The sequence below is a fragment of the Metabacillus herbersteinensis genome (assembly GCF_042433335.1).
In the GTDB taxonomy this organism is placed as follows: Bacteria; Bacillota; Bacilli; order Bacillales; family Bacillaceae; genus Metabacillus; species Metabacillus herbersteinensis.
This window is the reverse complement of record NZ_JBHLVO010000038.1, coordinates 26,950-42,403: the sequence shown is the minus strand read 5'-3', so window position 1 is coordinate 42,403 and position 15,454 is coordinate 26,950. Positions and strand designations below refer to the sequence as shown.

Genomic DNA, 15,454 nt, shown 5'->3' with positions numbered 1-15,454 from the left:
TATTAGGCACGCCGCCAGCGTTCGTCCTGAGCCAGGATCAAACTCTCCAATAAGATTGTTTGACTAGCTCTTTTTTGTACACGAATGTACGAAAAAACTTTGTTGCTTTGTTGATTAAATCAACGTTGGCACGCTTGGTTTTGTTCAGTTTTCAAAGATCATCTTCGCTCAGAGGCGACTTTACAAATATAACATCTTCGTGATGAAGTGTCAACAACTTTATAAAGTTTTATTTTCCTACTCGAGAACGTTTTGCCTTTCCTCGTGAGGGACAGTCATAACTATACCAAGTAATATACTTACCGTCAACATAAAAAAAGAAGGTAATGTTTGACATTACCTTCTCCTGAGACTATTAACCTGCTAAGAATATAAAGTACGCTAGGAATATAAAGAAGAGTCCATACATAATCGGATGAATTTCTTTCCTTCTACCTTTAAGTAACATTGTAATAGGATAAAAGATAAAGCCCACCGCTACTCCTGTTGCAATACTATAAGTTAATGGCATTGCAATGATTGTTAAGAAAGCCGGTACAGCAATCTCGAAACGATCCCAATCAATTTTTCCCAATGAAGAAACCATTAATATCCCTACTATAATAAGTGCAGGCGCTGTTACTGGTGCAGTGATAACTCCTAACAATGGGGAGAAAAACAATGCAAGTAAGAAAAACCCTGCTGTTACGACAGATGCAAATCCTGATCGCGCACCCGCTGCAACTCCTGCAGATGACTCAATATAAGAAGTTGTTGTTGACGTCCCAAAGATTGCTCCTACAATAGTAGCTGCTGAATCTGCAAACAATGCTTTTCCGGCACGGGGAAGTTTGTTTTCCTTCATTAGACCTGCTTGGTTTGCCACTGCAACTAAAGTTCCTGCGGTATCAAAGAAGTCAACGAACAAGAAAGTCATGATAACAACTAGCATTTGAATTGTGAATATCTGATCTAAATTGAAAAATGCTTGACCAAAGGTTGGAGCAACACTCGGAATAGAACCGACCACTTGCGTAGGAAGATCAATTAATCCAAAAATAACTCCTGCTACTGAAGTAATAAGCATTCCGAAGAAAATACCACCTTTAACTCCACGAACCATTAACATAATCGTTACGAAGATACCAAAGATAGCTAAAAGCGTTTGACCATCTCTTAAATTACCAAGGCCCACTAGAACTGCATCATTTTTCACAATGATGCCTGCATTTTGAAATCCAATGAACGTAATGAATAAACCAATACCTGCAGCAACAGCAAATTTTAACTCAGCTGGTATTGAGTTAATAATTGTTTCTCTTAACCCTGACAAAGTTAACAAGGCGAATATGATACCTGAAACTAAAACACCAGATAAAGCTGTTTGCCAAGGTACTCCCATTGTCAGGACAACAGTGAATGAGAAGAATGCGTTAAGTCCCATTCCTGGGGCAAGGGCTATCGGGTATTTCGCTATAATCCCCATAAATAATGAACCAACTGCTGCAGCAACGGCAGTCGCAGTGAACACAGCTCCTTGATCCATTCTCATTTCTGCAGGCAGGTCAGGTACCGCTCCTAATGAAAGAGTAAATGGATTTACGAACAAAATGTAAGCCATCGAAAGGAAAGTTGTTAATCCACCGATGAACTCACGAGAGTAGTTGGTGCCTAGCTTATCAAACTCAAAGTATTTTTTCATAAATGAAGCCTCCTCAGGTTATTTAACGTCAGTCATGTCAGGTATAAGGTAGTTAGAAAGATAAAGAATAATAAGTCCATAGAAAAACGCCCCAGGTTTTAGAACCGGAGCGCTCGACAGACAAAATATTAATAAATACACACGTATTTTCACATGTATAGCTACTAATACCTCGTAGTCAAGCCATTTACGGTAGCTCGGTAGAAACTTTTGGGCCATATCCCCAAAATTATACGACGTATTTAGACATATTCATTTCTTTCATTCTACACGCACAAAGACCTATTCGTCAATAAAAAACGAACATTATTAATAATAATGTTCGTTTCGTTCGTATTTTACTCCCACTCTATCGTTGCAGGCGGTTTACTTGTGATATCATACACGACTCTATTGATGTCTTTTACTTCATTGACGATTCTCGTTGATATGACTTCAAGAACATCCCATGGAATACGGGCCCAATCCGATGTCATACCATCTATTGAAGTAACCGCGCGGATGCCAATCGTATGATCGTATGTTCTAGCATCGCCCATTACACCTACACTGCGGATATCAGGTAAAACCGTAAAGTACTGCCAAATCTCTCGCTCAAGTCCAGCTTTCTTAATCTCATCTCGGAGAATAAAATCTGATTCACGGACGATTTCAAGTTTTTCTTCTGTAATTTCACCAAGTACTCTTATCCCTAATCCTGGACCTGGGAAAGGTTGTCTCCAAACGATTTCATCAGGAATTCCAAGCTCTGAACCTAATGCTCGCACTTCGTCTTTGAATAATGTATTTAATGGTTCAATTAGCTTAAATTGCATATCTTCAGGTAATCCACCCACATTGTGATGCGATTTAATTGTTTGTGCAGTTGCCGTACCACTTTCAATAATGTCGGTATAGAGAGTGCCTTGTGCTAAGAATTCAATCCCTTTAAGCTTAGTCGCTTCATCATCAAAAACATATATAAACTCATTACCAATGATTTTTCGTTTTTGTTCAGGATCTGAAACACCTTTTAATTTTGTAAGGAATCTTTCTTTGGCATCTACTTTAATAACATTCATATTAAATCCATCACTGAATGTTTTCATAACACTATCTGCTTCATCTTTACGTAATAAACCATGATCTACGAAAATACATGTTAACTGGTCACCAATTGCTTTGTGAATTAAAACCGCTACAACTGAGGAATCCACTCCACCACTTAAAGCGCAGAGTATTTTTTTATCTCCAACTAATTGTTGGATTTTTTCTATTTCAATTTGAATATAGTTTTCCATTGACCATTTTTCTGAACAACCACAGGTCGTGAAAACGAAATTCTTTAAGAGATCATTTCCGAATTCTGAATGACGGACTTCTGGGTGAAATTGTACGCCATAAAGTCGACGTTCTTCATTACTCATTGCAGAGTTTGGACATGACACACTTGTAGCATCTACTTTAAAACCATCTGGAACTTGAACAACAAGATCACCGTGACTCATCCAAACAACTTGTTGCTGCGGTAAATCTGCAAAAAGTGATGCATTATCAGTACTATTAATTGTCGCTTTTCCATACTCACGGTGGCTAGCTGGTTCAACTTTTCCACCTAAGAGATGTGTCATTAACTGCATTCCGTAGCAAATCCCTAAAACTGGAATGCCGAGGTCGAAGATTTGTTCATCACAACTGAACGCATTCTCACCGTAGACACTATTTGGTCCACCTGAAAGAATGATTCCTTTTGGATTAATCTTTTTAATTTCCTCTGCAGTCAAAGTGTGTGGATGTAATTCACTGTAAACGCCAAACTCGCGAATTCGACGGGTAATTAATTGATTGTACTGACTTCCGAAATCCAATACAATCACCATTTCTTGAACATCTGTCATCTTCGTCACCTCATTAGTTGATGGAATAAGAGCTGTATTACTTTAGTTTGTACTATAAAGATATAATAAACACAAAAAAAGCCAGATTCCTGTCCTCTTAATGAAAAAGAAGGCAGAATTCCAGCTTTATTAACACACTTATTCTGCCTTCATAGTCAGGTTATTTGTGGCAACCCGGTAGAGACTCTCGATCCGTATTATCGAGGATATATGAAGGTATCTAATATTAAGTTTATCACTACTAATTTTCTCATTCTAACAATCTCTTAATCTAAGGTCAAGATGATGTCCTTTTAATTAAATTTTCCCATAATTCAACCGAGTTAACCCATTCCTCTTTTGCGTTGTCGTTACGGTATAAGGCACGCTCATAATTTTTTGTTAAATACGTCATGTCACGAATATTGAAATACCGGTCTATATATAATGCATATTCTCTTAATGTTTGACCTTCTCTCCGCTTTAAACCAATTCGTTCAAACTGCTTAAGCAGCGCATCGTATGCTTTAAAGTAGGCATCTTCATCTTTTCGGTTTTTATAGCGATAGATGATTAGTTTAGGCAACCACTTCATTCGCGTTATATAGACTGCAAACGCAATAACCCCTACTATTAAAATGAATAAATAGACTCTAAAATCTCCCAAGCTAACGTTGAAAAGGGTAAATCCTTTACTTGCTGAATTTTGGTCCGTATCTTCTTCTTGCACAGGTCGTTCAGGTGTCGGAGTAGCGGCATCTTCCTCGTCTTCCTCTTCCTCTGCGCTTTCACTATCCTCGAAGTCGTATGTGAAATCATATGGATTTGAGAAGCTCTTTGTCGGTTCAAAAGGGACCCAGCCTATACCTTCAAAATAAACCTCAACCCATGAATGAGCATTATTATTTGTCACTTCGTACTCATTTACACCTGATTCAACAATTTCTTGAAATTCACCTTCTGTATACCCTTTTACCCACCTGGCAGGAATATCAATTGAGTGCAGTAGCACGATCATCGAGGTGGAAAAATTATCACAGTATCCTTTTAGCGTTTCAAACAAAAATTGATCAACATAATCTTCGTTTTCCCCTGGAATTGCTACATCTGTCGTTTCATAAGTGAACTCGATTGATCCTAAATGTCTTTCGATTGCTTTTGCTTTATCATATAGATTTTCTTCATCACTGGTAATCTCCGCCGCTAGTTCACCTACACGATCCGGAAGCGTATCAGGGAGTTGCGTATATCTTTCTAAAAAACCTTCGGGAAGCGTATCGTCTTTAATCGTGTTTTCTAGCTCGTTAATTTTATAGATAGGCATATCATAATTAACACTATAGCTTGAAGGAACCATTTCAATCGTTGTGTCATCTGCTTGACGACTGCTAATTAACTCAGTAACAGGATTCACAAACAGTTCAGAAGAGCTTCCCAAGTCTAACTCAGTCACTCCAAGTGGATACATAACATGATAATGCGGATACCCATTTGCAACTTCAATCTGTGAGCTTAGACTTTTTACTTCAATGTCTTCATCGAACCACGATACCTTATTTTCCGCTAATTTTACAGACTTAGCATTAGGATCTGAAACATCCCATCCTCTGCCCGTATAAACATCCTTGGTCTCAATGCGCCAATAATGGCGGTCAGCTGAAACGTGATTGAAAACCTCTGTATCGTCTGCTATGAACGGGCCACCTAGTTGCTGATCATTTGTTCCATATCCAATTTTTTTGACTCCTGCACCTTGACCCTCTTCCACTCGACCATAAGCCGTTAGATAGGGAACCGGATCTGGCCATTGCGGCGCTGCTTTTGGCGCCAATAATCCTAAAACAGTTGAAAGGGCGATAAAAGCGAACAACGGCAATATCCAACGCATTTTTGCAAACTTTTTCACATTTAGCTTTTCTACCGTTCTTAGACGTTCAAAATAGAGCAATCCTAGTAAAAAAAAGCCAACAATTACAGTTCGAACAACAGCAAATGTTGCATCATAGGTCGCAAACGTGTCAAGAACCGTGATATAAATCATCGTGATGATAAAGAAGAAGAGAATTCTTCTTTGAAAAAGGATCCAATAATGTATCAAATAAACGAGGAGCCAAAGTAAAATAAAAAATAGTAGTGTACGAAATGCCGATGTAATATCCATCCAGCGCGCCTCAGGTATCAGAGACAAATTATAGAATAGTTCATTCACTAATTCTCCAAACCAGCTAAAGCCAAAAAATACACCCTCAAAAAACAGGCCATGTAAAATGAACAGGATGATCATGATCTTGACAGGAAACGTGATAAACCATCGTGCTTTTAAAAATGTAAGAATAAAACTAACTCCTACGAAAAAAACAAAGATAAACGTATTGGCTGTATCGGTAAATTCCTGAAGAGGTCTTAGCCATTCCCAAAGTAAAAGAAAGGCAAAAAAGTAATAAATAAAGGCAGTTGATTTTTGATCGTATGAAGCTTTAATCCTCATGAACCGCTCACCTCATTAAATGCATTCGCATATTGACCCTCAAAAACAACTTTTATATAAACACGTTGTTTTCTTAAGCGATCAATCATTACTTTTTCTTCATTAGATACCTTACCATAGCGATCTTTCATTAGAAAAATGAGATTGGACTGCTGGTTACCCGAGCTTAGCTCAAGCCTTCTAACAAAATCAATCGGTAAATGTCCAGTTACAATCATCGTAGTCACTTGTCTTCCTTGCCAATTATGCTTTTCTTTATCAAGTACTTCTGAAAGTGATTTCTTGGTATCACAGGAAACTTTCGCAAGATGATAATAGATGCGTTGCAAATGCTGTTCATTTGAATGCAATGGAAAAACAGCTTTGTCCTCACCCACTGATACAAAACCAACTTGTGTACCTTTTTTTAGTACAGCTCGTACGAGTGAAGCGGTGAACGTGACAATTCCCTCGAATACGACTGTTTGCGCGCGGTCCATCACGATGACAACATCATGGCTTTGCATTTGCTCGAATTCCTTTGTCATGATTGAATCTCGTCTAGCTGTCGCTTTCCAATCAATCCAGGAGAAACGGTCACCGGGTTGATATTCCCTTATTCCTACCGCCATCGTTGTATCCTGAACGAACTTGGCTCTCGAAGAAGTGGATCCTTGTTCAAATTGTTTTTGATGTTGACGATATATTAGATCAACATATTTAGGGTAAACGAGAAAGTAATTTTCAACCTCATATATATGCTCTTTTTCAATGAGTCCAAAAAGGTCACCCGTCCTTACTCGAATTGATGAAAAACGGTGTTCACCTCGTGGTATATCGTTTAAAACATATTGAAAGGTAAACGTACGTTTAAACCAAGGAAACAATAATTTCTTCGGTTCTACTACCATTTCACTTTCCTTTAGCTTTTTAGGTACAACATCCTCGATGATTAGATAAAATAAGGGGAAAGGGATTGATCGTTGAATTGTGATGGTACCGACCAACTTTTCTCCAACCGAAAATTGTTCTTGGTTGATGGTTCTTTTCACAAGAAAGGAACGTATCGGATAAAAGGATAGAAGCAAAGAATAGCCTGCAAACGGACTGAAGCTATAAAATAAAAACCAGCTAACAAAGCCACCTTGAAACATTGCATAACTAAAGGTTACTGCCGTTAAAAATAAGAGGGTAAAAAGCTTCCATCCAAAGCGGAACTTCTTCAAATACTGTTTCATTAACGACTTATAGACCTTTGTACAGGGACTGGTGTTTTACTTATAATTTCTTTTACAATATCATCAGCTGTTTTCCCCTCAAATTTAGCCTCTGATCGTAAAATAATGCGATGTGGCAAAGTGAATGGAGCCAAGAACTGAATATCATCCGGAATGATATAGTCACGAGTGAATAAGAATGCATAGGCTTGAGCTGCTTTCATCAAAGCAATTGATCCTCGTGGGCTCGCACCTAAGTAAACGGAGGAATGTTTTCTCGTTTTCCCTACGATATCAACTATATAGTTTTTGATCGTCTCGTCCACATAGACGTTTTGAATTTCCTTTTGGAACTGAATAAGCTCTTCTTTTGTAATAACACTCTCCAATTGGTAAATTGGCTTTTCCTTTTCAGCTAGTGTGAGGACCTCAAACTCCTCACTTTTCGAAGGGTACCCCATTTTTAATTTAAATAAGAAGCGATCAAGCTGTGCTTCTGGTAAAGGATAGGTACCTTCATATTCAATTGGATTCTGTGTAGCCATTACAAAAAAAGGCTTAGCTAACGCTCTTGTGTTCCCATCTACGGTCACACTACCTTCTTCCATACCCTCTAATAAAGAAGATTGAGTTTTAGGAGAAGTACGATTAATTTCATCCGCTAACACGATATTTCCCATAATTGGCCCTGGACGATATTCAAATTCCAATGCTTTCGGATTATATATAGAAACTCCCGTTACATCTGAAGGTAATAAATCAGGAGTAAATTGAATTCGTTTAAAATCAGCACTAACTGACTTTGCCAACGCACGAACCATCATTGTCTTCCCTACGCCAGGTACATCTTCAAGTAATACATGACCATCAGCCAATAGAGCTACAAGACTTAGGATGGACACGTCTCGCTTTCCGACCATTACATTCTCTATATTCTCTATCACTCTACCAAGTGTTGGGTGCAACGTCTCTTTGTGAATCATTCTATTCCTCCTAGTACGAAGTATGGATTATCTATTAACTATTATAGTATTCTTACTAGATTGTGGAAACCCTTCTGCATTTGGGAATATGTTTTGGCTGGGAGTTTTTTTAATGTTTTTGTTAAACATTGCAAGTCTACCTATTTATCAATGAGGTGTTATCTGCTATTACGTCAATCATCGATTAAAACAAAGAACCAGCCCCGAAAATTTCGGGGCTGGTTTTCTGTTAATTAAAATAATGAATTCATTCATAAAATGATTTATATAATTGTTCGGGGAACTGTCCCCCAAACAAAAATCAACTCGCAATCTATATCCAAAAGGGAAGCTCGTCTAAAAAGAAGCTTTTCTTTTTACCATTCACTTTTCTGTATATATTTACGGCCAAGTTCGACTGCTGCCTCATAACCGCCTGTTGCATAAGCTTTATTTAAATCGCTACCGATACCAACTGCTACAGCCCCTGCTTTTAGCCAGTCCTGCAAGTTATCCAAATTGATCCCGCCCGTTGGCATGATGCGGACATTCGGAAGCGGTCCGTTGACCGACTTGATGAAAGACGGTTCAAAGCTATTGGCTGGGAACAACTTGATAATATCACTTCCGCCTTCTAACGCTTTTATCATTTCACTGATTGTCGTACATCCCGGTAAATACGGTAGGCTGTACCGATTACAAAGCCGTGCAATCTCTTCATTAAAATGAGGACTTACAATAAACTTTGCTCCTGCTAAAATAGCGTGACGTGCCGTTTCGGAATCAAGCACCGAGCCTGCGCCCAACAGCACGTCCTCATCTTTCAGCGATTCGAATACTTTTTGGACTTCGGGTGTCGTATACGTCAATTCAATGGCGCGGATTCCCGCTTCAATTGCCGCTTTTGACAATTCGACCGCTTCGACCGCACTGCGGCCTCGAATGACGGCCACCACTTTTGTCTCTGCCAATTTAAAAAGAATGCCCTGTTTTAACATTTTTCTCTCTCCTTTCGTTTACCGTTCAATAACTTTATCCTTGCGGAGCAGCGCCATGACTTCTTCTAAGTAAGGAAGACCTTCATTGTCCCCGGAAACGGTAGTCACAAGTGCCCCAACTGCATTGGCAAATTCCAGAGCTTCTTCAGGAGAGTATCCGTTTAATACCGAATAGACGTAACCGGCATCAAATCCATCACCCGCCCCCACGGTATCAATCGGTTTTACAGGAAAGGCTTCTTTTCGATACCATGTTTGTCCTTTAAACACTTTAGAGCCGTTCGCCCCGTCTTTCACCACCAGCTGCTCAATGGCATACTGGTTCGTACATTCTTCCAATGTTGGCTCTGAAGAGTCGCCCAGAATCAGTTCAATTTCATCCAAGCCAGTCAAAAGGATATCTACAGCCGGCAAAATTTCCAGATAGGCTACTCTTGCCTGTTCAACTGTCCATAACTTAAGACGAATATTCGGATCGAAGGAAACCGTAATATTTTTTTGCTTAGCTATCTCCAACACCCGTTTAGCAATGGCCAAGTTTTTCGAATCAATTGCCAAGAAGACACCCGTCAAATGGATCAGTTCAATACCGTTGAACATATTTTCCGTCATATCTTCAGGTTCCATCGTCAAAATCGGTGATTGGTACCTGTAATAAAAAGTCTTTCCCGAACCGTCTTCCCTGATTTCCTTGAAATTCAATGAGGTTGGATAGCCTTCCACAAACTTGACGTCTGTCATATCGACGCCTTCACCTCTCGCAAAGTTATAGATGACACGGCCGAATTCATCACTTCCCAAGCGGCTAGCCCACTTCGTATGCAAGCCCAAACGGGCACAGCCTATTGCAAAGTTCAGCTCTGCTCCGCCTACTTTTCGAGTGAAGCTGGGTACATAGCGCAACGGGCCAGTCTCTGCCGGATTGAACGTAATTAGAGCATCTCCCAATGTAAAGACATTAAAGGTGTTCAACAAAATTATTACCCTCTTTCAAGTGAATTAACTTTTCTTACCTGATTACTGGCACCAAGACAGTTCTACCTTTTTACATCTTGCACTTCAACAGCAGGCTTCATGAATTGCTCAACCGCTTTTAAATAAGGCAACCCTTCAAAGTCACCATGCGACATAACTACCATGGCCCCGATTGCATTTGCACGTTTGATTGCCTGGTGCAAGGGTTCCTGCTTCAAGATTCCACTGATTATCCCCGCAGCAAATCCATCCCCAGCACCTACTGGATCGACGACTTGCTGGACTGGAAATCCTTCGATATAAACCTTTTCCTCTTTCGTATGCAAATAAGCACCTTTGCTGCCGATCTTGATAATAATGGTTTTATCATATCCTGCCATCAATGACTCTGCAACGTCCTCTATCTCTGTTTTGCCCGTCATAAACCGGCCTTCGTCCAAGCCCGGCAAAATGACATCGGCATGCAAAGCTATTTCATTCAACACTTTTTTTGCGGTTTCCGCAGACCAAAGTTTCAACCGTAAATTCGGATCGAAAACAATCGTCATGCCGTTCTTTTTAGCTATTTCAATCGCCTTCATCACCGTCTTATAACAAGACTTGCTTAATGCCGGGGTAATTCCAGTGAGATGAAGAACTTTGGCCTGTGCCATATATGCTTCGTCCAAATCCTCAGGCTCCATCAAACTTGCAGCAGAACCTTTCCGGTAATAATAAACATTCATATCTTCCGGCGACAATTGCTCTTTAAAGAGAACTCCAGTCAGCGCCTGTTCTGTAAAAAGGCAGGATGAAGTGTCGACACCTTCTCCCCTGATATACTTGTAGACATATTGTCCAAATGAACCCTCACCCAACTTACTGAACCACCCTGCCCGATGCCCTAAGCGGGATAAACCAATTGCCACATTTGATTCAGCTCCGCCAATCCGCTTCGGGAATTGCTGAACATATTCAAGAGATTGCATCTGTTCGGGTTGGAAGACGACCATGGTCTCACCCAGTGTAAACACTTCTATATCATTCACTTTTGCCCTCCTTTTCTAACACTCTAACTCCATCTTCCTCCCCAACTAATACAAGATCCGCCATATCGATGAACAAGCCTGTTTCCACTACACCCAAAATCATCTTCAGGCTTTGATGGAGTCCAACTGGATCAGTTATCTCACTGAATTCACAATCTACGATATAATTCCCGTTATTTGTGACGAAGATCTCGTTATCTTTCTTTCTTAATTTTGGAAGGCATTGCAGCTTAGCTATTTTCGCAGCAGTATTCTCCCACCCAAAAGGGACAATTTCGACCGGCAACGGAAAGGCACCGAGCCGCTGGACCAATTTGCTTTCATCTACGACGATAATCAACCTATTTGCGGCATTGTTCACCAGCTTTTCACGAAGCAATGAACCTCCGCCGCCTTTTGTTAAATTAAAATCCGGATCCACTTCATCTGCACCATCGATCGCTAAGTCCAATCTCCGCGCCTCTGAAAGAGTCACCAAAGGAACTCCGAATTCATTCGCCCACCCTTCAGTTCTTAGGGATGATGGGACGCCTTTGATAGTCAAACCCTCGTTTACGCGTTCCCCTAATTTTTTCAACATCCAATATACCGTCGATCCCGACCCCAATCCGAGAACCATGCCGTCCTTCACGTATTCCACCGCTTTTTCCCCGACTGCTTTTTTCCTTAAATCAGCATTTCCTGACATTATATCCACCTCTTATCAGATTTACTTTGACTATTTTGCTGCTTTATTTACTTCGACCATTCCGTATGAAAAGCGCCTTCCTCGTCTTTCCGCTGATAAGTATGCGCTCCAAAATGATCCCTTTGGGCTTGCAGCAAATTTTCCGGCAGATTCTCGGTACGGTAACTATTAAAATATGCCAATGAACTGGACAAGGTTGCCCCGCCGAAAGATGTCCTACATTTTATCGTAAAAATTATAAAAAGGAGAGACACTAATTCTCTCCTTAGTTTTATCATATATTGCTCCTATGCTATGTTAATAAATCCCGACGAATTGGTGTAAAAACATCCAATATGACACATTCCTCTATCACCTTTACTTGGTGTTCAACGTTCGACGGAATGTATTGCGTATCACCTTCACGCAAGGTTCTTTTTTCGCCATTCACTTCGAACTCCACTGCCCCTTTTTCAATATAGCTGAGCTGTTCTTCCGGATGCTGATCCACATCCCCTTTAAAACCTGCAGCTAGTTGGACTCTTACTAGCATCACGGATCCTGTACTGGATAATATTTCTCTTGTTACCATAATAACTTCCTTTCTTTAAGGGTTGTGCTTTTACAAGAACAATCCTGGATTAATCAGTTTAGGTAAGAAAAACGCAATGTCCGGGAAGAAAGCAACGAATAACAGAACCACTAGAATAATGAGTATATATGGCAGTATCGCCACTAATGATTTTTCGATGCTCAAATCCCCGATTTTTGCGGCTAATAATAGACACAAACCATAAGGTGGAGTAACCAATCCTATTGCTAAAGTCATGACGACGATAAGCCCTAAATGGACAGGATCCATTTCGAATAAGACGGCCGTCGGTAAAATGATTGGAACAAAAAGGATCATTGCCGGAATGGCATCCATAAAGGTACCGATAAATAAGAAGAAAGCGATAACAATTAAAATGAATAGCCATTTCGTGCCAACATTTTCAACAAAGAATTGCTGTGCAACAACTGATAATTGGTAGTAACTCATCAGTTCCCCTAATGCACTTGCGGCGGCTAGTGCGAAGAGGGATAAAGAACTTAACGCCAGTGTATCCCGCAAAATTTGCGGTAAATCAGAAACTTTTAAAGTTTTATAATAAAACATACTGATCAATAATGTATAAAGCGAAGCGACTGCTGCTGCTTCCGTCGCTGTAAAAAAACCGGTAATAATTCCACCGATAATGATCACCGGCGTAAAAAGAGCCGGAAGCGTCTCAATAACCAATTTCAGAAACGTCCTAAACGAGGCACGTTCTGAACGAGGGTAGCCTTTTTTCAAGGCCATAACGTAAATAAACACCATCATACTTAACCCGATTAATATGCCCGGTACAATTCCTCCCAAGAACAAAGCGCCAATAGAAGCGTTTGTTAATCCCGCAAAAATGATCATCGGAATACTAGGTGGAATGATTACACCGATTGTAGAAGAAGCCGCTGTAACAGCTACTGCCGTTTCCGTATCGTACCCTTGCTTTTTCATATTCGGGATCAGTATTTTTCCGACTCCAGCTGTATCAGCTTGAGCTGCACCTGAAACACCTGCAAAAATCATGGATACTAAAATGTTGGAATGTGCCAATCCACCTCGTATGTGGCCTACAACGGTAAGAGAAAGATCAATAAGTTTTTGGGAAATTTTACCGTGATTCATTAAATTCGCTGCCAAAATAAACAGTGGAACAGCCAGCAATACGAATGAATCAATCCCATTAAGCATTTTAATCGGAACGGTAACTTCCGGAAGATTTTCAATGCTGAATACCCCGATAAAAGAAACAATCCCGATAACAAATGCGATTGGAACCCCTATCACCATAAGGACTAGAAATACAACGACCAGTAAGATGCCTATCATGCGCTAGGCCCCCTTTTAAGTTCTTTAAAGCTGTTAAACAAGTGGCTGATGGTATAGACAGCCATTGTGAATCCCATGATTGGAAGAGAAATCCATACATAACCCATTTTCATTTCGGGCAAAGCCACCCAATTGTAATTCCAGAATGTTTGTGTAGCTTCGGTTCCGTAATAAAGAATAGCTACCGAGAAAAGCAAAACAAAGGTATCAATAACAATCATTAATATGGCTCTTTTCTTGCCGGTCAATTTAATAGTCAAAAAATCAAAGCTAAAGTGTTCCCGTTGGTACACCATGACCGATGCGCCCATAAAGACTGACCAAATAAACGAGTAATTTGCCACTTCTTCGGTCCAAATAATAGCAATGCCCATGTGGCGAGATACGATTTGAATGATGATGGCAATTAAAAATATCGATAAGGTTATTACTCCGATAGTCATTTGCGTTTTCTCCATGATTCTTACCATGTTTATCGTCCTTTCGATAAAAGATTTAAGGGAAGAATAGGTAAGCCACATCTTCCCTTTAAACAATCGTTTATTTATTTAAGATCTTTAATTTTCTGTAATAATTCTTCTGCACCCATATCTTTAGCTGCTTGTTCTTGCAGCGGTTCGGCTAATTCTACAAATGGAGCCGTATCAATTTCTTTTATCTCAGCACCGTCAGTAATCGCGATTTCCTTATACTCATCTTCTTGAGCATATAGCGCTTCTCTTTCTGCTTGTACAGATGCATCAGCCGCTTCCATAATAATATCTTGTTGCTCTTGAGTATAAGAATCGAACTCATTGCCATTTACCAATAAAAACCTTGTCGTGTAATCATGACCTGTTTCTGTAATAAATTTACCGTTACCCGTTTTATGGTGATTTTGCTGAACGAAATATGGATAAGAGTTTTCAGATGAATCGACAACATTTTGCTGTAATGCTTGATACAATTCGCCCCAAGCTACAGAAGTAGGAATGGCTCCAGTTTGTTTCCAATAATCTGAAACGACTCCGGAAGTTTGTGTTCTAATTGTCATGCCTTTCAAGTCATCCATTGTCTCAATTTGGTTTTTCCCGTAGAAATGTCTTACACCAGCAGACCAGTATCCTACAATTTTAAAATCATTATTTGATTTTTCATTTACAATAGAAGCTACTTCTTCTCCGACTTCGCCATCAACCACTTGCTCCCAATGCTCGTAGTTGTCGAATAGATAGGGAAGTGCAAATAAGTCAACTTCTTTAACGCCAGTTTGAGTCATGAAACCAGGAGATACCAAAACAACATCCGCTGCTCCCAATTTAAGTTTTTCAACTAATTCTGATTCTTCTGTCCCAATTGTTCCTGCATGTACTTCCACTTCAATATTGCCGCCTGATTTGCTTTCGACAACTTCTTTAAATTTCAATAAACCGACTTGATATGGATTATCCGGTGAAGTCTGGTTATGCGCTGCAATCAGCTTAATCTTCCCGGGACTTTCACTGCCTTCTCCTGTTTCACCTTCGCTGCCGCACCCTGCTAAAACTACCGATAAAACTAAAAGTAATACAAAAGATAGTGACAATAACTTTTTCATCTTTTTTTCCCCCTTATTTTTAATTAATTGAATTCCCTATTAAATCGTCAAACGTTTTTCTGCTTTCTTCAAAACCCTTTTTATAAAGGACGATAATCATCCTTAATACCAT

The 15,454-nt window shown here is 39.8% G+C and carries 13 protein-coding genes, 1 pseudogene and 2 riboswitches; all 14 genes and pseudogenes read right to left on the bottom strand.

Translation table 11 applies throughout. The features are described 5' to 3' along the window. Window positions 1-355 precede the first annotated feature (355 nt). The 14 genes and pseudogenes from ACFFIX_RS24940 to ACFFIX_RS24875 all read right to left on the bottom strand — a co-directional run bounded on the left by ACFFIX_RS24940 (window position 356) and on the right by ACFFIX_RS24875 (window position 15,342). Entirely contained in the window at window positions 356-1,681 is a 1,326-nt protein-coding gene (locus tag ACFFIX_RS24940) for an NCS2 family permease (protein ID WP_378938930.1), read from the bottom strand. Between the two features lie 155 nt (window positions 1,682-1,836). Further along, a riboswitch (purine riboswitch) is annotated at window positions 1,837-1,938 on the bottom strand. An 81-nt stretch (window positions 1,939-2,019) separates the two neighbouring features. Next, window positions 2,020-3,567: a glutamine-hydrolyzing GMP synthase gene (gene guaA, locus ACFFIX_RS24935; protein WP_378938928.1), complete on the bottom strand. Its 1,548-nt coding sequence runs from the start codon at window positions 3,565-3,567 to the stop codon at window positions 2,020-2,022. A 123-nt stretch (window positions 3,568-3,690) separates the two neighbouring features. Then, a riboswitch (purine riboswitch) is annotated at window positions 3,691-3,792 on the bottom strand. A gap of 43 nt (window positions 3,793-3,835) precedes the next feature. After that, window positions 3,836-6,025, bottom strand: coding sequence for a DUF4129 domain-containing transglutaminase family protein (locus tag ACFFIX_RS24930; RefSeq protein WP_378938926.1), 2,190 nt, complete (start codon window positions 6,023-6,025; stop codon window positions 3,836-3,838). After that, window positions 6,022-7,242 (bottom strand): DUF58 domain-containing protein, encoded by a 1,221-nt coding sequence (locus tag ACFFIX_RS24925; protein WP_378938924.1) that lies wholly within the window; start codon window positions 7,240-7,242, stop codon window positions 6,022-6,024. The genes ACFFIX_RS24930 and ACFFIX_RS24925 overlap by 4 nt, the downstream gene beginning before the upstream one ends. Next, on the bottom strand, window positions 7,242-8,204 hold the full coding sequence (locus ACFFIX_RS24920; protein ID WP_378938921.1) for an AAA family ATPase: 963 nt from the start codon (window positions 8,202-8,204) through the stop codon (window positions 7,242-7,244). The genes ACFFIX_RS24925 and ACFFIX_RS24920 overlap by 1 nt, the downstream gene beginning before the upstream one ends. A gap of 356 nt (window positions 8,205-8,560) precedes the next feature. Beyond that, window positions 8,561-9,181 (bottom strand): bifunctional 2-keto-4-hydroxyglutarate aldolase/2-keto-3-deoxy-6-phosphogluconate aldolase, encoded by a 621-nt coding sequence (locus ACFFIX_RS24915; protein WP_378938919.1) that lies wholly within the window; start codon window positions 9,179-9,181, stop codon window positions 8,561-8,563. An 18-nt stretch (window positions 9,182-9,199) separates the two neighbouring features. After that, a complete protein-coding gene (locus ACFFIX_RS24910) occupies window positions 9,200-10,156 on the bottom strand; it encodes a sugar kinase (protein WP_378938917.1) in 957 nt (318 codons plus the stop codon). 62 nt (window positions 10,157-10,218) lie between these two features. Further along, the gene (locus ACFFIX_RS24905) at window positions 10,219-11,184 is read right to left on the bottom strand and encodes a sugar kinase (RefSeq protein WP_378938915.1); all 966 of its coding nucleotides are present in this window, start codon (window positions 11,182-11,184) and stop codon (window positions 10,219-10,221) included. After that, window positions 11,177-11,872 (bottom strand): ribose-5-phosphate isomerase RpiA, encoded by a 696-nt coding sequence (rpiA, locus tag ACFFIX_RS24900; protein ID WP_378938913.1) that lies wholly within the window; start codon window positions 11,870-11,872, stop codon window positions 11,177-11,179. The genes ACFFIX_RS24905 and rpiA overlap by 8 nt, the downstream gene beginning before the upstream one ends. Before the next feature lie 47 nt (window positions 11,873-11,919). After that, a pseudogene (locus ACFFIX_RS24895) lies at window positions 11,920-12,063 on the bottom strand (NADP-dependent phosphogluconate dehydrogenase); the annotation flags it as partial. Window positions 12,064-12,164: 101 nt separating this feature from the next. Then, window positions 12,165-12,443 carry a cupin domain-containing protein gene (locus ACFFIX_RS24890; protein ID WP_378938911.1) on the bottom strand — a complete coding sequence of 93 codons (279 nt, stop codon included), beginning with the start codon at window positions 12,441-12,443 and terminating at the stop codon, window positions 12,165-12,167. 30 nt (window positions 12,444-12,473) lie between these two features. Further along, entirely contained in the window at window positions 12,474-13,766 is a 1,293-nt protein-coding gene (locus ACFFIX_RS24885) for a TRAP transporter large permease (protein ID WP_378938909.1), read from the bottom strand. Then, on the bottom strand, window positions 13,763-14,224 hold the full coding sequence (locus tag ACFFIX_RS24880) for a TRAP transporter small permease (RefSeq protein ID WP_378938907.1): 462 nt from the start codon (window positions 14,222-14,224) through the stop codon (window positions 13,763-13,765). The genes ACFFIX_RS24885 and ACFFIX_RS24880 overlap by 4 nt, the downstream gene beginning before the upstream one ends. An 86-nt stretch (window positions 14,225-14,310) precedes the next feature. Beyond that, window positions 14,311-15,342 (bottom strand): TRAP transporter substrate-binding protein, encoded by a 1,032-nt coding sequence (locus ACFFIX_RS24875; RefSeq protein ID WP_378938905.1) that lies wholly within the window; start codon window positions 15,340-15,342, stop codon window positions 14,311-14,313. Between the last annotated feature and the right edge of the window lie 112 nt (window positions 15,343-15,454).